At 61.5% G+C, this 17914-nt stretch carries 17 protein-coding genes and 1 other RNA gene; 11 read left to right on the top strand and 7 right to left on the bottom strand.

Translation table 11 applies throughout. From position 1 onward, the window contains the following. Positions 1-7: 7 nt before the first annotated feature. Positions 8-565, bottom strand: a complete 558-nt coding sequence (locus tag C5F71_RS11455; RefSeq protein ID WP_017739071.1) for a YecA family protein — start codon at positions 563-565, stop codon at positions 8-10. 137 nt (positions 566-702) lie between these two features. On the opposite strand from C5F71_RS11455, the gene C5F71_RS11460 reads away from it, so the two are divergent. The 4 genes from C5F71_RS11460 to C5F71_RS11475 all read left to right on the top strand — a co-directional run bounded on the left by C5F71_RS11460 (position 703) and on the right by C5F71_RS11475 (position 2127). Beyond that, complete coding sequence (locus tag C5F71_RS11460; protein WP_007982902.1) at positions 703-912, top strand: TIGR02449 family protein; 210 nt, start codon at positions 703-705, stop codon at positions 910-912. Further along, positions 909-1226, top strand: coding sequence for a cell division protein ZapA (locus C5F71_RS11465; protein ID WP_029289530.1), 318 nt, complete (start codon positions 909-911; stop codon positions 1224-1226). Before C5F71_RS11460 ends, C5F71_RS11465 begins: the two co-directional genes overlap by 4 nt. Before the next feature lie 30 nt (positions 1227-1256). Next, positions 1257-1435: non-coding RNA, 6S RNA (gene ssrS / locus C5F71_RS11470), on the top strand. A 56-nt stretch (positions 1436-1491) separates the two neighbouring features. Beyond that, on the top strand, positions 1492-2127 hold the full coding sequence (locus C5F71_RS11475) for a 5-formyltetrahydrofolate cyclo-ligase (protein ID WP_104911161.1): 636 nt from the start codon (positions 1492-1494) through the stop codon (positions 2125-2127). 2 nt (positions 2128-2129) lie between these two features. Here C5F71_RS11475 and C5F71_RS29070 read toward each other — a convergent pair whose 3' ends face one another. Then, complete coding sequence (locus C5F71_RS29070; protein WP_092231272.1) at positions 2130-2279, bottom strand: hypothetical protein; 150 nt, start codon at positions 2277-2279, stop codon at positions 2130-2132. A 195-nt stretch (positions 2280-2474) separates the two neighbouring features. Between C5F71_RS29070 and C5F71_RS11480 the strand changes: the two genes are divergently transcribed. The 4 genes from C5F71_RS11480 to C5F71_RS11495 all read left to right on the top strand — a co-directional run bounded on the left by C5F71_RS11480 (position 2475) and on the right by C5F71_RS11495 (position 7861). Further along, positions 2475-2924 carry an EVE domain-containing protein gene (locus tag C5F71_RS11480; RefSeq protein WP_104911162.1) on the top strand — a complete coding sequence of 150 codons (450 nt, stop codon included), beginning with the start codon at positions 2475-2477 and terminating at the stop codon, positions 2922-2924. 139 nt (positions 2925-3063) lie between these two features. Next, entirely contained in the window at positions 3064-4029 is a 966-nt protein-coding gene (locus tag C5F71_RS11485; protein WP_029289536.1) for an HlyD family secretion protein, read from the top strand. Further along, a complete protein-coding gene (gene rbbA / locus C5F71_RS11490) occupies positions 4026-6743 on the top strand; it encodes a ribosome-associated ATPase/putative transporter RbbA (RefSeq protein WP_104911163.1) in 2718 nt (905 codons plus the stop codon). Before C5F71_RS11485 ends, rbbA begins: the two co-directional genes overlap by 4 nt. Further along, entirely contained in the window at positions 6743-7861 is a 1119-nt protein-coding gene (locus C5F71_RS11495; RefSeq protein ID WP_070994018.1) for an ABC transporter permease, read from the top strand. Before rbbA ends, C5F71_RS11495 begins: the two co-directional genes overlap by 1 nt. Before the next feature lie 333 nt (positions 7862-8194). On the opposite strand, the gene C5F71_RS11500 is transcribed toward C5F71_RS11495, so the two are convergent. Next, complete coding sequence (locus C5F71_RS11500) at positions 8195-8602, bottom strand: flagellar basal body-associated protein FliL (protein ID WP_029289542.1); 408 nt, start codon at positions 8600-8602, stop codon at positions 8195-8197. Between the two features lie 149 nt (positions 8603-8751). Here C5F71_RS11500 and C5F71_RS11505 point away from each other — a divergent pair, with 149 nt between their 5' ends. Beyond that, positions 8752-9732: an NADPH:quinone oxidoreductase family protein gene (locus C5F71_RS11505; protein WP_029289544.1), complete on the top strand. Its 981-nt coding sequence runs from the start codon at positions 8752-8754 to the stop codon at positions 9730-9732. Between the two features lie 275 nt (positions 9733-10007). Continuing rightward, on the top strand, positions 10008-11345 hold the full coding sequence (gene glpT, locus C5F71_RS11510; RefSeq protein WP_104911164.1) for a glycerol-3-phosphate transporter: 1338 nt from the start codon (positions 10008-10010) through the stop codon (positions 11343-11345). On the opposite strand, the gene C5F71_RS11515 is transcribed toward glpT, so the two are convergent. Beyond that, on the bottom strand, positions 11329-11994 hold the full coding sequence (locus C5F71_RS11515; RefSeq protein ID WP_104911165.1) for a gamma-glutamylcyclotransferase: 666 nt from the start codon (positions 11992-11994) through the stop codon (positions 11329-11331). The genes glpT and C5F71_RS11515 overlap by 17 nt on opposite strands. Positions 11995-12035: 41 nt before the next feature. Then, positions 12036-14423 (bottom strand): TonB-dependent siderophore receptor, encoded by a 2388-nt coding sequence (locus tag C5F71_RS11520; RefSeq protein WP_029289550.1) that lies wholly within the window; start codon positions 14421-14423, stop codon positions 12036-12038. Positions 14424-14749: 326 nt separating this feature from the next. Between C5F71_RS11520 and C5F71_RS11525 the strand changes: the two genes are divergently transcribed. Beyond that, positions 14750-15226 (top strand): sn-glycerol-3-phosphate transporter, encoded by a 477-nt coding sequence (locus C5F71_RS11525; RefSeq protein ID WP_070994021.1) that lies wholly within the window; start codon positions 14750-14752, stop codon positions 15224-15226. Between the two features lie 143 nt (positions 15227-15369). On the opposite strand, the gene C5F71_RS11530 is transcribed toward C5F71_RS11525, so the two are convergent. Together C5F71_RS11530 and ubiD are read right to left on the bottom strand one after the other, a co-directional pair. Continuing rightward, entirely contained in the window at positions 15370-16338 is a 969-nt protein-coding gene (locus C5F71_RS11530; protein ID WP_104911166.1) for a CDP-6-deoxy-delta-3,4-glucoseen reductase, read from the bottom strand. Then, positions 16338-17804, bottom strand: a complete 1467-nt coding sequence (ubiD, locus tag C5F71_RS11535; protein WP_029289556.1) for a 4-hydroxy-3-polyprenylbenzoate decarboxylase — start codon at positions 17802-17804, stop codon at positions 16338-16340. The genes C5F71_RS11530 and ubiD overlap by 1 nt, the downstream gene beginning before the upstream one ends. Positions 17805-17914: the final 110 nt, after the last annotated feature.

Consider the following 17914-nt stretch of genomic DNA (forward strand, 5'->3'; position numbering starts at 1 on the left):
CCCTCTCTTAGTGCAGCGACGGCTTGGGCGCTGCGGGCTCAGCCGACTTTTTGGTCTCGGTGAACAGCAGCAGCGGCGCGACGCGCAGGTATTCCATCACTTCCATATAGTCGCCTTCGCCGTCTTCGGACTCTTCCAGGGCATCTTGCACCTGGGAGATGGCGGCCAGGTCTTGCAACACTTCCTTGGCGTCGGTGCTCAGTTCCAGGCCGCCGGCGTTCACGCCAAAGCCATGGAGGAAACCCTGGCACCATTGGCCTAGAGCCGCAGCACGCTCGGTGAGCGGCGCGTCGTCGGTTGGCAGCAGCAGGACTACGGTGACGTCATCACCGGTCAGTTCGCCTTTAACCATTTCTTGCAAACCGATCAACGCATTGCGCACGTTTTCGGTAGGCTCGGTTTCCAGCAGTTCGGCCACGTCGGCCAGCCAGTTATCGGCGTCAAAACCGACGCCGGTGCAGCTGCGGCCCAACAGCACGCCATGCAGTTCGGCGGGCGAGCAAGGGTGGCCGCTGGTGCTCAGCAGTTTGGAAAAAGCGTCGTACGGGGAATTCTGAATAGGCATGATGAGCTAGGCGCCAGGCGGCGCGATGTCTAGAATGAAGCGCTGTATCCTAGCACCGGCAGACGCACCCGACTATCAAGGGCGTCAGATCGTTTATCCTGCAGTTGCCATTCATCAGACAAATCCAGTGGAACCCAATGGAAGACACCGACTTGCAAGCGCTGATGGCCAGACTCGAATTGCTAATTACCCGGGTCGAGCAACTAAAGAGTCAAAACGGACTCCTATTAGCTCAGGAAAAGACCTGGCGCGAGGAACGCGCGCACCTCATTGAAAAAAACGAAATCGCCCGGCGTAAGGTCGAATCGATGATTTCGCGCCTGAAGGCCCTGGAGCAAGACTCATGAGTTCAAGCAATAGCGTCACCGTGCAGATTCTCGACAAAGAGTATTCAATCATCTGCCCCCAGGAAGAACGCAGCAACCTGGTGAGCGCTGCCCGCTACCTGGACGGCAAGATGCGCGAGATCCGCAGCAGCGGCAAAGTCATCGGCGCCGACCGTATCGCCGTGATGGCCGCACTGAACATTACCCACGATTTATTGCATAAGCAGGAACGCCCGGACGTACAGGCCAGCGGCTCGACACGCGAGCAAGTGCGTGACCTGCTCGAGCGTGTCGACCTGGTACTTTCTACCGATCAGGAACCACCCAAGGGCTGATTGCCGCGTCTATTTGGGGTATACTCGCCTCACTCCCTGGCGTGCTTGCCAGTCGGCGATGTCCCTGAGCCGATTCGCACTACCCTGGAAGTTGCACGTTGGGCTGGTGTGCATGTCCGCTAGACGGAAAGCCTTAAAGCCTACTGCATCTTCCACCTTGAACTTTCGGGTTCAAGGGCTAAGTCGACAGCGGTTCTGTCGGGGAGCCTGATTCCCAAACTCAATGCCAGTCCCCGGACTGGCATTGTTGTATGAGCCGACCACCATGACCGAACCTGCGCCGCTTTCCCGTCCGCAACTTCGACGCATGTTGCGCAATGCCCGCCGCGCCCTGACGCCGAGCGAGCAGCGCCGGGCCGCCATTGGCCTGTATCGGCAACTGGCACAGCACCCGCTGTTTCGCCGGGCCAAACATATTTCCCTGTACCTGCCGACGGATGGCGAAATCGATCCGCGCCTGCTGCTGCGCGCAGCCCAGCGCCGGGGCAAGGCCACCTACCTGCCGGTGCTCAGCGCCTGGCCACGGACCAAGATGGTGTTCCAACGCGTGAGCCCCAGGGAAAAGCTTGCGCCCAATCGCTTTGGCATTCTTGAGCCACGGGTCAATGTCGGGCGCCAGCGCAAGGTCTGGGCCCTGGACCTGGTGCTGCTGCCATTGGTGGGGTTCGATGATGCGGGCGGGCGACTGGGCATGGGCGGCGGTTTTTACGATCGCAGCCTGGCGTACCTGGCGCGCCGTTCGTCGTGGCGCAAGCCAACGCTGCTAGGGCTGGCCCATGAGTGCCAGAAGGTCGAACGACTGGCGCAGGCAAGCTGGGACGTGCCGTTGAATGGCACCGTTACCGATAGAAGATGGTATGTCGCAGAGGGGACGCCGCTGGAATCAACGGCGCCGAAATAGCGTCAACGCTTGAAGGTTTGTTGCTGCTGCTGTGCAAATTCAACGGGCGCTTCGGTCTTGTTCGACCACAGGCTTTGCGCATACCCGGTGGTCACGACGCCCAGACCGAACAAAATAACCAAAATCCATAGTAAATCCGGTTTGCGTTTCATCGATTGCCCCCCTTCAGGCATATCACACACGATGACAGCAACGTTCCAAAGTAGTCCGTTCCAGCTGCGTCAAGCTTAAAATCCCGGCATTCTGCGTTAACGTGAACCAACACGCAAACCTTGGCGTCAACCGACCGTCGGTTTGTCATGAAATTGACAGACAACCTGCCCAATCCCCTGCAAAGGAGCAAAACCATGGCCTATTGGCTGATGAAATCCGAGCCCGATGAGCTGTCCATCAAGGGCCTGGAAAAACTCGGCGAGGCGCGCTGGGACGGCGTGCGCAATTACCAGGCGCGCAACTTCCTGCGGGCCATGGCGGTCGGCGATGAGTTCTTCTTCTACCACTCCAGTTGCCCGGAGCCGGGGATTGCCGGCGTAGGGAGAATCATCGAAGCGGCTTACCCCGACCCAACCGCGCTGGAACCTGACAGCCATTACTTCGATGCCAAGGCCACACCCGAGAAAAATCCGTGGAGCGCCATCACCGTTGCCCACGTCAAGACCTTCCCCAAAGTCCTCGGGCTGGGCTACCTCAAGCAACAGACCGCCCTGGCCGAAATGCCCCTGGTGCAAAAAGGCAGTCGCCTGTCCGTGATGCCGGTGACAGCCGAGCAATGGGCGGCGGTAATGGCCCTGCGCTAACCCCCCCTGGCCAAAGAAGCCCCCATCAACACCTCAACACCGCATCATAAAGAGCGGGTCAGGGATTCATTTGACCGGTATCAACGGCTATCGGTTACGATCCCGGCAAACTAGGACGCTAACACCGCAGGATGCACCCATGTCGACGTCACATCGCAGTTCGCAATTCTTCGCCTTTCTCCTGATTTTGCTGTTGGTCGCCGCCGGCGGCTTCGGCTACTGGAAGTCCACCCTCGACCGCCTGCCAGAAGGCTTGAGCATGGGCAACGGCCGGCTGGAATCCACCGAAGTGCAGATTGCCACCAAAATCCCCGGCCGCCTGGCCGAGGTGCGGGTCGATGAAGGCGACAAGGTGCTCAAGGGCCAACTGCTGGCGCGTATCGACACCCGCACCCTGGAAGCCCAGCGTTCCCAGGCTGAAGCCGAAGTGCTGCGCGCCAAGGAAAATTTCGCCGCCGCCGAAGCCAACGTGCAACTGCGCCAAAGCGAAAACCTGCTGGCCAGCCAGGAACTCAAGCGCACCCAGGAACTGTACCGACGCGGTTTTGCCAGCGCGCAGTTGATCGATCAGCAACAGGCCCGCCAGAACACCGGCAACGCGGCAGTGGTCGCGGCCCAGGCCCAGGTGAATGCGGTCAAGGCCGCCATCGGTGCCGCCCAGGCCCAGGTGGCGCAACTGACCAGCGAGATCGACGACAGCAGCCTGCGTGCGCCCATCGACGGCATCATCCAGTTGCGCCTGGCCGAACCCGGCGAAGTGCTCGGGGCCGGCGGGCGGGTGTTGTTGTTGATCGACCCGAATGACCAGTACATGAACCTCTACCTGCCCGCCTCGGTCACCGGTCGCCTGACCGTGGGCAGCGAAGCGCGGATCGTGCTCGATGCCCTGCCGGATCAGCCGTTGCCGGCAAAAATCAGCTTTGTCGCGGCCAAATCCCAGTTCACCCCCAAAGAAGTGGAAACCCGCGACGAGCGCCAGAAACTGGTGTTCCGCGTCAAGCTGCGCCTGACTCAACCCAGCGCCGTGCCCCAGGCCAAACCCGGCATGCCCGGCGCCGGCTACGTGCGCACTGCCGACCTGGACTGGCCGGCCAACCTGCAATGAACGGCCTGGCGCTGCACGCCACGGGTATCAACCACCGCTACGGCAAGCAACAGGCACTGATCGACATCGCCTTCAGCCTGCCGGCCGGCACCCGCTGCGGGCTGATCGGCCCCGACGGCGCGGGCAAGTCGAGCCTGCTGGGCTTGATCGCCGGGGTGAAAAAGCTGCAGGCCGGAGACTTGCAGGTGCTGGGCGGTTCCATCGAAGACCGCCGCCACCGCAACAGCCTGTACCCGTTGATCGCCTTTATGCCCCAGGGCCTGGGCGGCAACCTGTATCCCGAGCTGTCCATCAGCGAAAACATCCGCTTTTTCGCCACCCTGTTTGGCCTGTCCAGAGCCGACTGCGACCAGCGCATGCACAACCTGCTGCTGGCCACTGACCTGGCGCGCTTCGCCGACCGCCCGGCGGGCAAACTGTCGGGCGGGATGAAGCAAAAACTGGGGCTGTGCTGCGCGCTGATCCACGATCCGGATCTGTTGATCCTCGATGAGCCCACCACCGGCGTCGACCCATTGTCACGCCGCCGCTTCTGGGAGCTGGTGGAAACCGTACGCAGTGAACGCCCACAACTGACGCTGCTGGTGGCCACGGCCTACATGGAGGAAGCCGAGCAGTTCGAACATTGCCTGATGCTCGACCGCGGCAAGCTGATCGCCGATGGCCTGAGCCGCGACCTGGCGGCTGTCACGCCCAGCGGCAAGCTGGACGAAGCCTTTACCCATTTCCAGGGCGACAGCGCGCACAACAACCAGCCGCTGGTGATCCCACCTCGGGCGAACGACAACACTGATATCGCCATCGAAGCCCACGACCTGACCCTGCGTTTTGGCGACTTTACGGCGGTGAACAAAGTCAGCTTCGCCATCGGCCGTGGTGAGATCTTTGGTTTTCTCGGCTCCAACGGCTGTGGCAAGACCACCACCATGAAAGTCCTCACCGGGCTGATGCCGGCCAGCGAAGGCAGCGCCACACTGCTGGGCAACCCGGTGAACGCCAAGGACTTGGCGACCCGCAAGCGCGTGGGCTTCATGTCCCAGAGCTTCTCGTTGTACGGCGAGCTCAGCGTGCGCCAGAACCTGGTGCTGCACGCACAACTGTTCGACCTGCCCAAGGCCGACAGCGGCCCGCGTATCGAAGAGTTGATCCAGCGTTTTGACCTGGGCAGCGTCGCTGAGCAACCCTCCGGCGAGCTGCCCCTGGGTTTGCGCCAGCGCCTGTCCCTGGCCGTGGCGGTGCTGCATCGCCCGGAAGTGCTGATCCTCGACGAACCCACGTCCGGTGTGGACCCCGCCGCACGTGACGATTTCTGGCGCCTGCTGGTGGAGCTGTCCCGCGAGCAAGGGGTGACGATTTTCCTCTCCACCCACTTTATGAACGAAGCCCAGCGCTGCGACCGTATTTCCTTGATGCACGCCGGCAAGGTGCTGGCCTGCGACACGCCGCACGCACTGCAACAACAATTCCACGGCGAGACCCTGGAAGCCGCGTTCGTCACCTGCCTGGAGCAAGCCCAGCAAGCCCCGCAAGCCGACGCCCCCAGCGCGACCGTCAGCACGCCGACTACGCCGCCCGTCAGCAAGCGCGGCTTCAGCCTGGCGCGCCTGCTGGCGGTGGCCAGCCGTGAAGGCAAGGAACTGCTGCGCGACAAAGTGCGCATGGCCTTTGCCCTGCTCGGGGCGATTTTCATGATGGTGATCTTCGGCTACGGCATTTCCCTGGACGTGGAGAAGCTTGCCTTCGCCGTGTATGACCAGGACCAGACACCCCAAAGCCGGGCCTACCTGGAAGCCTTTCGCAGTTCACGCTACTTCGCCGAACAGCCGCCGATCACCGATTCGACCGAGTTGCACCGGCGCCTGCAGCGCTCGGAGATCAAACTGGCCATGGAAATTCCACCCGGGTTTGGCCGTGACCTGTACGCCGGACGCCAACCGGCGGTGGCCGCCTGGCTTGATGGCGGCATGCCGTTTCGCGCCGAGACCAGCCGCAATTATGTAGAAGCCGTGCACCAGGCCAACCTCCAGCAATTGGCCGAACTCAACAGCACACCACGGGCCCAGCCGCCTGCGGCCAAACTGGAAACGCGCTTTCGCTACAACCAGGACGTGGTCAGCGTCAATGCCATCGGCCCCGGCGTGATGGCGCTGATCCTGGCGTTTATCCCGGCAATGCTTACCGCCCTGGGCATCGTGCGTGAGAAGGAGCTGGGTTCGATTACCAACTTCTACGCCACGCCGCTGACCCGCCTGGAATTCCTCCTCGGCAAACAGGCGCCGTATCTGGTCATCAGCCTGATCAACCTGGCCTTGCTGGTGGCAATGAATCGCTGGCTGTTCGGCGTGCCGTTCAAGGGCAGCGCTCTGACCCTGGCCTTTGGCGGCCTGCTGTACGTGCTGGCGACCACCAGCATGGGCCTCCTGATTTCCGCGTTCACCCGCACCCAGATCGCCGCGATTCTCGGCACCATGATCATCACCAGCCTGCCGACCATCCAATTCTCCGGGTTGATCGTGCCGCGCTCGTCTCTGGAAGGGGCGGCCGCGCTGATGGGCATGCTGTTTCCTGCCGGTTACTTCCTGGATGTGGCCGTCGGCACCTTCACCAAAGCCCTGGACTTGCGCCAGTTGTGGCCGCAGTGCCTGGCGCTGTTCGGGTTTTTCCTGGGGTTCACCGGGCTGAGCCTGGTCATGCTTAAGAAGCAGGAGGCCTGATGCACAAGTTCGCCCATATCCTGCGCCTGGGAATCAAGGAACTCACCAGCCTGCGCCACGACAGTGTGTTGCTGTTGTTTCTGTTCTACGCCTTCACCGTCGCCATCTATATGCCAGCGGCCGGCTCGGTGATTGGCGTGCACAACGCCAGCGTGGCCTTTGTCGATGAGGACCACGGCCAATTGTCGCGCCAGTTGGCCGAAGCCCTGCAGCCACCGGAATTCCAACCCGCCGTGCCACTGGCCTACGACCAGTTGGACAAGGTCATGGACAGCGGCCAGTACACCTTCGTGATCAACGTGCCGGCCAATTTCCAGGCAGACCTGTTGGCCGGGCGCCAACCAAGCGTACAGGTCAACGTGGATGCCACGGCGATGAGCCAGGCCTTTATGGGTGCGGGTTATATCGGGCGGATTTTCCAGCGCGAACTGCTGACCTACAGTGGCCAGCCTGACGCCAGCCAGCGGGCGCCGGCGGCCCTCACCACCCGGGCATTGTTCAACACTAACCTGGAAGGTGGCTGGTTCCTGGCGGTGATCCAGATCGTCAACAACATCACCATCCTCGCTATCGTACTGACCGGCACGGCGCTGCTGCGCGAGCGCGAACACGGCACCCTCGACCATCTGCTGGTGCTACCGCTGACAGCGCTGGAGATCATGCTGGCGAAAATCTGGAGCAACATGCTGGTGGTGGTGCTGTGCACCTGGCTGTCGCTGGAAGTGGTGGTCAAGGGCATGCTCGGCGTGCCGCTGGCCGGGTCGTTGAGCCTGTTCCTGCTGGTGACGGCACTCTACCTGTTTGCCAGCACCGCCCTGGGCATCTTCCTGGCCACCCTCGCCCGTTCGACGCCGCAATTCGGTTTGCTGGCAATCCCGGTGATCATTCCGATGCTGCTTCTGTCTGGCGGCAGCACGCCGTTGGACAGCATGCCCGAATGGTTGCAATGGGTGATGCAGGGCTCGCCGTCGACGCACTTTGTGAGCTTGAGTGCGGCGATTCTGTTCCGGGATGCGGGAGTAAGCGTGGTGTGGCCGGACTTGCTGGCGCTAGCGGCGATTGGGTTGTTGTTTTTTGCGGTGGCGTTGGCCAGGTTCAGGAAAAGCCTGGCGTCTTGAGGTACCCGCAAGGCCGTCATCGCAGCATCGGTATCTACACAACTTTCAGAAACTGACGAACTTCGCTGTGGCGAGCGGGCTTGCCCCGCGCTGGGCTGCGAAGCAGCCCCAAAAAGCCCCCCGCGTTTCTTCAGATAAACCGCGATGGCCGGGTTTAGGGCTGCTTCGCAGCCCAGCGCGGGGCAAGCCCGCTCGCCACAACAACGCTATCTGCCTGGATTTAGGCGTTGCGGCAAAGTTGTGTAGATACCTATGGTCATCGCAGGCAAGCCAGCTCCCACATTTTGAGGGTGAACACCGTCAAATGTGGGCAGCGGCTTTTCAGCGCGGGCTTTACTGGATGATCAAGTTATTGAACAACAGGTCCTCAACCACCGGCTTGCCGGTTTCGTCGTTCATCACTTGTTGAGTCTGCTTCAACGCTTCCTGGCGCAACTTCTCTTTGCCTTCGACACTGCCCATGCTCTCGACAGTCTGCTGGGTAAACAACGCCACCAGTTGGTTGCGAATCAACGGTTCATTGGCCTTGATCGCCGCCGCCGCTTCCGGGCCGGTCACGCGCAGGGCCACATCGGCCTTGTACACCCGCAGTTTCGGGCCGCCATCCAAGGCGTAGTTGCCCACAAAAGGCGGCGTCAGGCTGTAATAGCTGACCTTCGGCGCTTCGCCTTCCTTGGCTTCTTCGGCATGGGCCGCCATCGGCAACGTCAGGGCCAGCATCAACAGGATCCACGCTTTCACAGTTCATTCCTCTAATTCGGTTGCCAGTAGCATAACGCTAGCAAGGCAGAGCACAAGCTTATGGCGACTTATCAGGCCGGGGCATGCTCGTTGACCCGTGACCTTACCCACCTACACTTATCGGCCAATACGCCAAAAGGAATAGTCCGATGAAAGCCGTGCTGTGCAAAGCCTTCGGCCCTGCCGAAACCCTGGTGTTGGAAGACGTCGCCAGCCCCGCGATCAAGAAGAACGAGATCCTGCTGGATGTGCATGCCGCCGGGGTGAATTTCCCGGACACACTGATCATCGAGGGCAAGTACCAGTTCAAGCCGCCCTTCCCGTTCTCGCCGGGCGGTGAAGCGGCAGGCGTGGTCAGCGAAGTCGGGGAAAAGGTCAGCCACCTCAAGGTCGGCGACCGGGTCATGGCGTTGACCGGCTGGGGTAGCTTTGCCGAGCAGGTCGCTGTACCGGGCTATAACGTACTGCCGATCCCGCCGAGCATGGACTTCAACACCGCCGCCGCCTTCAGCATGACCTACGGCACCTCGATGCACGCGCTCAAGCAGCGCGGCCACTTGGTGGCCGGCGAGACCCTGCTGGTGCTGGGTGCGTCCGGTGGCGTGGGGCTGGCCGCCGTGGAAATCGGCAAGGCCATGGGCGCCCGGGTGATCGCTGCCGCCAGCAGCGCCGACAAGCTGGCTGTGGCCAAGGCGGCGGGTGCCGATGAGTTGATCAACTACAGCGAAACCAACCTCAAGGATGAAATCAAGCGCCTGACCGATGGCAACGGCGCCGACGTGATCTACGACCCGGTAGGTGGCGACCTGTTTGACCAGGCCATCCGCGCCATCGCCTGGAACGGGCGCCTGTTGGTGGTGGGCTTTGCCAGCGGGCGTATTCCTGAGTTGCCAGTGAACCTGGCGCTGCTCAAGGGCGCGGCGGTGGTCGGGGTGTTCTGGGGCTCGTTCGCCCAGCGCCAGCCCCAGGATAATGCGGCGAATTTCCAGCAACTGTTCAGTTGGTATGCCGAGGGGAAGCTGAAGCCACTGGTTTCGCAGGTGTACCCGCTGGATAACGCCGCCCAGGCGATCAATGACCTGGGGCAGCGCAAGGCGGTGGGCAAGGTGGTCGTCCAGGTCCGCCACTGATCTGTGGAGGAGCTGGCTTGCCTGCGATAGCGGTCCGTCAGCTCCACCTGTTTAGCTGAGCCACCGCTATCGCTGGCAAGCCAGCTCCCACATTTGACCTGCGGTGTTCTGAGGAGCCTGATCACGCCTTCTATTTATCTATTAGCGACATGTTCGTAAAAGAACATGCAATTACTCCAGTTTCCTGTGTTTGCAGATAAGAGGCGATGCTATTTTCGGTAACGAAACTGTAACATTCGCATCCGCAGTCAAAACAAGAAATTTGGAGCTCTTGAATGTTTGCTTTCTTTCGTCCTGCCCCTCATCAGGCACCCCTGCCTGAAGAAAAGATCGACAGTACCTACCGACGACTGCGCTGGCAGATCTTCGCCGGTATTTTCTTTGGCTACGCGGGTTACTACCTGCTGCGCAAGAACTTCTCCCTGGCCATGCCGTATTTGATCGACGAGGGTTACACCCGTGGTCAACTGGGCCTGGCCATGTCGGCGATCGCCATTGCCTATGGCCTGTCCAAGTTCCTCATGGGCCTGGTGTCCGACCGCTCCAACCCGCGCTACTTCCTGCCTTTTGGCTTGCTGGTGTCGGCGGGGGTGATGTTCATTTTCGGTTTCGCGCCTTGGGCCACCTCCAGCGTGACCATGATGTTCATTTTGCTGTTCATCAACGGCTGGGCCCAGGGCATGGGCTGGCCGCCCAGCGGACGGACCATGGTGCACTGGTGGTCGCAGAAAGAACGCGGCGGCGTGGTGTCGGTGTGGAACGTGGCGCATAACGTCGGTGGCGGCCTGATCGGCCCGCTGTTCCTGCTGGGCATGGCCTGGTTCAACGACTGGCACGCGGCGTTCTATGTGCCGGCCACCGTGGCCTTGTTGGTGGCGGCCTTTGCCTTCATCACCATGCGCGACACCCCGCAGTCGGTGGGCCTGCCGCCTATCGAGAAGTACAAGAACGACTACCCGGAAGGTTACGACGACAGCCACGAAGACGAATTCAGCGCCAAGGAAATCTTCGTCAAGTACGTGCTGCGCAACAAAATGCTCTGGTACATCGCCTTCGCCAACGTGTTCGTGTACCTGCTGCGCTACGGCGTGCTGGACTGGGCACCGACGTACCTCAAGGAAGCCAAGCACTTCACGGTCGACAAGTCGTCCTGGGCGTACTTCTTCTATGAGTGGGCAGGGATTCCGGGCACGCTGCTGTGCGGCTGGATGTCAGACAAGATCTTCCGTGGCAACCGAGGCCTGACCGGCATTGTGTTCATGGCCCTGGTGACTGTGGCGACCCTGGTGTACTGGCTCAACCCGCCAGGCAACCCGATGGTCGACATGATCGCGCTGTTCTCCATTGGCTTCCTGATCTACGGCCCGGTGATGCTGATCGGCCTGCAGGCACTGGAACTGGCGCCGAAGAAAGCCGCCGGTACGGCCGCAGGTTTTACCGGCCTGTTCGGTTACCTGGGCGGTTCGGTAGCGGCCAGTGCGGCCATGGGCTACACCGTGGACCACTTCGGCTGGGATGGCGGCTTTGTGCTGCTGATCGGCGCGTGCCTGTTGGCTATCGCGTTCCTGATTCCTACGCTGTGGCACACCAATAGCGTCAGCTCGGCGCGTTAATCGCCGCGGCGCCTTTGGCACATCGCTTGAGCCGCGCCTCCAGATTCTTGTCTGGCATGGCGTGGCTACGCAGGGCGTTGACGGTCTGCTCGACATAATCGCGAGTAGTGCCGTAGCGCCCGCAAGCGCTGGCAAACACCTGGTTCAGCACGCTGTCGGGCAAGTTGCCGGCGTAGCTGGGCAAGTGCCGCTCCAGCACAAAACCCAACGCCTGCACCTGACTGCCGTCTTCAAGCCGGCAACTGAGCCAATGTGGACGATACGAGGGGTAAGGCATCTCGCGCTGCCACAAGGCATAGAGCGAAGCCTCCAGTTGATCCTCCGGCAGGCGATAGGCAAAGCCGCTGCACGAGCCACCGCGATCCAGGCCAAACACCAGCCCCGGCAACTCCGGCGTACCCCGATGCTCGTGGGACCACAGATACAGGCCCCGGTGATAACCGTGGACCCGTGCCCGCAGGCGCTGGGTGGCCGAACACTCGGGACGCCAGATCAGCGAGCCGTAGGCAAACAACCAGACCGGCCCACCCTTGTGCAGGCCCATGGTGGCCTGCATTGAGCTCATCAATTGTTCGTGAGTGAGTTGCGGCCCCAGATCGAGCCGCGGAGGGTAAGCCAATTGCAGAAGTTCGGATTCAATAACGGTCATGGCGGATCGCTTAGGTCTCCTTTCTGGGAAATGAAGAGCTACTACCAGTTATAGGCGACTTTACCGTAATAGAACGCGCCGCTGTAACCGTAAGGCGAAAAAGTGCTATAGGCCAGGTTGCCGCCACTGCTGGCGTAGGCATTGAGCTTTTCCGGGTACTTATCGGTCACGTTGTCGCCGCCCACGGTGAAGGTCCAGTTGTGTAATGTGTAGTCAGCCGACAAATCCAGCACCCAGGCGGCCTTGAAGGTCTGGTCATTGACCTTGTCCGCCTGGTAGCTGGTGAATTCGCCATAGCGCACCAGATTGCTGTGCAGCGCCCAATTGCCGAAGGTGAAATCGTTGCCCAGGCTCAGCTTGTGCTGGGGCGTGGTGTCGCCCAGCAGACCGATGCGCTCGCGCCGGTCGACCCGCACCAGGTTGGCGCCCAGGCTGTCGAGAATGGCCGGGTTGGCCTTCACGTCCGTGACCTTGGTGTGGTTGTAGTTGTAGCCCACGGTGCTGTTCCAGCGGATGCCGTTGTCCAACTGGTAGCGGTAGTTGGCCACCAGGTCGACGCCGTCGGTGCTGGTGTCCGTGGCATTGGTGAAGTAGCGGGCGGTGGTGTAGTCGATATTGCCGACGCCATTGGCTTGCAGATAGGCGCGTGTCGCCGCGTTAAGGGCAAGGTTGGACGACAGGCTGATGCGGTCGCGGATGTCGATGCGGTAGACGTCCGCCGTCACCGTCAGGTTATCCGCCGGCTCCAGCACCAGGCCCAGGCTGTAGTTGCGCGACTTCTCGGCCTTGAGGTCTTCGGCGCCGAGCAAACGCGCCACCTGGCTGTTGGCCGGGAAGGTGCCGGCTTCCTGGATGGTGTTGCCGATCAACTGCGACGAGGTGTAGGCAAAGTTCTGCTGGGCCAGGGACGGTGCGCGAAAGCCATTGGAAATACTGCCGCGCAGGGCCACTTGCGGGGTGAAGTCATAGCGCGCCGACAGCGAGCCGCTGACGTTGGAGCCGAAGTCGCTGTAGTCCTCATGGCGCACCGCCGCCGAAACCCCGAGCTTCTCGGTGAAGTTGGTTTCCAGGTCCAGGTACTGCGCCCAGTTGTGGCGCGAGGTGCTGCCGGCGTCGGCATCGCGGAAACCGCCGAGGCCTGAACTGCCGGTCTGGTAGTAGGACGCCGGCTCACCGGCTTCAATCTCATAGCCCTGGTGCAGGTATTCACCACCGAACGCCACCGATACCGGGTACGGCAGCCAGCCCAGGTCAAACTCACGGGACAGGTCCAGGCTGAGCTGCTTCTGCTCGTTGCTCAGGGTGCCGTTGTCGAATTTGCGCGGCGTCGCCAGGCCCAGGGAGGTGTTGATGGTTTCGGTGCGCAGTTCGTACTGGTTCTTGCCGTAGTTGGCCGACAGATCGTAGTGCCAGTCATACGCCAACTGCCCGCGCAGGCCGGCCACCAGCGAGGTGTCTTCGAGGCTGCCACGGATCAGCGGCAAGTAGCCATTGGGGTTGAGCGCCGGGAGGTTGTTGGACGCATTGCTCGCCCGGTAGAACGCCGCCGTCTCGCCACGCCGCTTGCTGTAGCCGCCAAAAGTGTAGAACTCGGCAGCCTCGTTGAAGGCATAGCCGGCGTTCAGCCACAGCTTGCCTTCGTTGGTCGAAGGTTCGCCCTGGCGGAACACCCGCTGGCCGTACGTGGTGGAACCGATGCTGGCCGGGCGGTAATCGTGGCCGGCGCGGTTGGTGTAGTCATTGTCGGCACCTTCGGCTGAAAGGTTGATAAACCCGTTCTCGCCCACGGCCAGGCCGGTGTTGCCGCTGATGTTGCGCTGGATCCCGTCGCCTTTCTTGTATTGGCCGAACTTGCTCGAAACCGAGCCGCCGTGGTCGGTCTGCTTGAGGATCACGTTGATCACCCCGGCAATTGCATCGGACCCGTAGCGCGCCGACGCGCCATCACGCAACACTTCAATATGGTCGACCGCCGACAACGGGATAGCATTCAAATCCGCCGGGGCCGAACCGCGGCCGACCGCACCACCCAGGTTGACGAAAGCGCTGGTGTGGCGCCGCTTGCCATTGACCAGCACCAGCACTTGATCCGGCGACAGGCCGCGCAGTTGCGCCGGGCGCACCAGTTCGGCGCCGTCCACCAGGCTAGGGCGGGGGAAGTTGATAGAAGGAATCAGCCGCGCCAGTACCGCGCCCAGCTCATCGGAACCGCTGCTGCGCAGGCTTTCGCCGGAAATCACATCAATAGGTGATAGTGACGCGCTGGCCGTGCGCTCTTGGGCGCGGGTACCCGTGACGATCACGGTGTCGAGTTTTGGCGTTTCGGCCGTCGCCGCTTCAGCGGCGATCACTGGATTGAATCCCACGGCGGCCAGCAAATTGGCTGACAAAATCGCCGTGTACAGCGCGTGCCTGTTGTAGCTCCCCATACCGCTCCCCTTGGAATCAAAAGTCAGAACGTCAATGCCCTGAGTTCATACGATCGATCCGTGTGGCGGACGGTGGCGGTCATTTACTGGTTAGTGGCAGATAGTCGGTAGCCCGATGACATATAGCTTAATGATATTAATCTTGACGAATAAATATCTTTTAAGAATAAGCGAAAGCATAAGCAACAGGCCCCGTTCATCAGGATTGCTCCAGAAAATCCCGCTACTTTCAGCGCCCGTTCAGCCTTTGGGCAGAGCGAGCCCTCAAAATAGGCCCGCGTCACGACCCACTTAGCCGTGCATCCACCGACTATCGAGGTCGCCCCATGAAAAACCGACTTTCCGGCCTGCTGCTCCTGGCACAGGCCACCACCGCCCTGGCCGCCGAAGCGCCGGCCAACGACGACAAAGGCTTCTGGTACGCCCAGACCAGCGTCTACACCCGGCACTTTGCGCCGGATCCCGAGCACAACAACAACCAGGACCTGATCGGCCTGGAGCGTAATGACGCTTCGGGGTGGGTGTATGGCGGTGCGACCTTTCGCAACTCGTTTCGCCAGCGCTCGTACTACGCGTACGCAGGCAAGCGCTACGACATGAGCGACTATCCGGTATATCTGAAGCTCACTGGCGGGGCGATCCAGGGCTATCGCGGCAAGTATCGCGACAAGATTCCGCTGAACCGCTACGGCGTGGCGCCGGTGATCATTCCGTCGGTGGGAACCCACTATGGGCCGGTAGCGGCGGAATTCGTATTGCTGGGGTTCAATGCGGCGATGGTGACCACAGGTGTGCGGTTCTGACACCGACAGACGTGAGTAGACACAATCCCCTGTGGGAACCGGGCCTATGTGGGAGCGGGCTTGCCCGCGAATGCGGTGTGTCAGTCAACACAGCCAGCGACTGATTCACCGCTTTCGCAGGCAAGCTCACACACCGTTTGAAGTCAGGAGCGTGGTGCGTAGGCAAACACGTCGGCGCGCATCTGGTGTGCATCCATGCCGGCGTTGACCAGCGCATCCAACGTGCCATAGATCATCGCTGGCGAACCGCTGGCGTAGACATGCACGCCCTTGAGGTCGCTGATGTCTTCACACACCGCCTCATGCAACAAGCCACAGCGCCCTTCCCAACCGCACAAGTCACTGACCACTTTGTGCAGGAACAGATTGGGCAATTGCTGCCATTGCTCCCAATGCTCCACCTGATAGAAATCATCCGGTTGGCGCACGCCCCAGTACAGGTGCACAGGGTGCTTGAAACCGCTGGCCCGGCAGTGCTCGATCAGGCTGTGCATCTGGGCCATGCCGGTGCCGGCCGCGATCAACACCAGCGGCCCGTCGGGCAGTTCGGCCAGGTGGGTATCGCCAAATGGCAGTTCGACCCGCGCCATCTGGTTACGCTGCAACTGCTCGATCAGGCTGCGGGCGCTGTCTTCACGCACCAGCACATGCAGTTCCAAATCGCGCCCGGCATGGGGCGCCGAAGCCAGGGAAAACGCCGACTTCTCGCCGTTTTCGCGCTCGATCATCAGGTACTGGCCCGCGTGATAGCGCACCGCCTTGCCGGCCGGTGCCCGCAGGCGCACGCGCCACACGTCGCCCCCCAGGTCCACGCATTCGCTCAACTGGCAGGCAAGTTTGCGCACCGGCAACTCTCCCGGCGCCAGCACGCCATCCCATAGCACGATGCAATCCTCCAAGGGCTCGGCGATGCAGGTATAGAACTCGCCATGATCGCGCACCTCACCGGCTTGTTGCACCCGGCCCTCGACCAACAGGGCCGCACAGACGTGGCACACCCCATTACGGCACGCCTGCGGGCACTCATAGCCCAGGCGCCGCGCGCCTTCAAGAATCCGCTCGCCGGGCTGCAAGTAGAGGACCGCACCGGAAGGTTGCAGGGTTACACGCATCAATCTATTCCCAATTCTTTCCACATCGCATCGACACGCGCCGTCACGGCTTCATCCTTGACGATCACCCGGCCCCACTCCCGGGTGGTTTCACCCGGCCACTTGTGAGTGGCATCCAGGCCCATCTTCGATCCCAGGCCCGACACCGGCGAGGCAAAGTCCAGGTAGTCGATCGGCGTGTTATCGATCATCACCGTGTCGCGCTTGGGGTCCATGCGCGTGGTGATGGCCCAGATCACGTCGTTCCAGTCCCGGGCGTTGATGTCGTCGTCGGTGACAATAACGAACTTGGTATACATGAACTGTCGCAAAAACGACCACACACCGAGCATGACGCGCTTGGCATGGCCCGGGTACGACTTCTTCATGGTCACGATGGCCATGCGGTACGAGCAGCCTTCCGGCGGCAGGTAGAAGTCGGTGATTTCCGGGAACTGCTTCTGCAGGATCGGCACGAACACTTCGTTCAGCGCCACACCGAGGATCGCCGGCTCATCAGGCGGCCGGCCCGTGTAGGTGCTGTGGTAGATCGGTTTGACCCGGTGGGTGATGCGCTCGACGGTGAACACCGGGAAGCTGTCGACTTCATTGTAGTAGCCGGTGTGGTCGCCATACGGGCCTTCATCGGCCATCTCGCCCGGATGAATCACGCCTTCAAGGATGATTTCGGCGGTGGCCGGTACTTGCAGGTCGTTGCCACGGCACTTCACCAGCTCGGTGCGGTTGCCGCGCAGCAGGCCGGCAAAGGCGTATTCGGACAGGCTGTCGGGCACCGGCGTCACGGCGCCGAGGATCGTCGCCGGGTCGGCCCCCAGGGCCACGGAAACCGGGAACGGCTGGCCCGGGTGCTTCTCGCACCACTCACGGAAATCCAGCGCCCCACCACGGTGGCTCAACCAACGCATGATCACCTTGTTGCGGCCGATCACTTGCTGGCGGTAGATGCCCAGGTTCTGGCGGTCCTTGTTCGGGCCCTTGGTGACGGTCAGGCCCCAGGTGATCAGCGGGCCGACGTCGCCGGGCCAGCAGGTCTGCACCGGGAGCATCGCCAGGTCGACATCATCGCCTTCGATGACTACTTCCTGGCATACCGCGTCCTTGACCACCTTGGGCGCCATGGCAATGATCTTGCGAAAGATCGGCAGCTTCGACCACGCGTCCTTCAGGCCCTTGGGCGGCTCGGGCTCCTTGAGGAAGGCCAGCAGCTTGCCGATTTCGCGCAGTTCGCTGACCGACTCGGCGCCCATGCCGAATGCCACCCGGTCGGGCGTGCCGAACAGGTTGCCGAGCACCGGGATATCAAAGCCTGTGGGGTTCTCGAACAGCAGCGCCGGGCCCTTGTTGCGCAAGGTGCGGTCGCAAATCTCAGTCATTTCCAGGACCGGGGACACCGGCACCTGAATACGTTTCAACTCTCCGCGCTGCTCAAGTTGCTGCACGAAATCCCGAAGATCCTTGAATTTCATTAACCATGCCACCCGTAAAATAGGCGTACATCCTACCTGCTCTGAGGGCGGCTGGCAGCCCTATCGGCGGCGCAATTGCCCGCCGGGTGTCGTTAAAAACCCCAGGCAAA

The sequence above is a fragment of the Pseudomonas sp. LG1D9 genome (assembly GCF_002949995.1).
Classification (GTDB): domain Bacteria; phylum Pseudomonadota; class Gammaproteobacteria; order Pseudomonadales; family Pseudomonadaceae; genus Aquipseudomonas; species Aquipseudomonas proteolytica.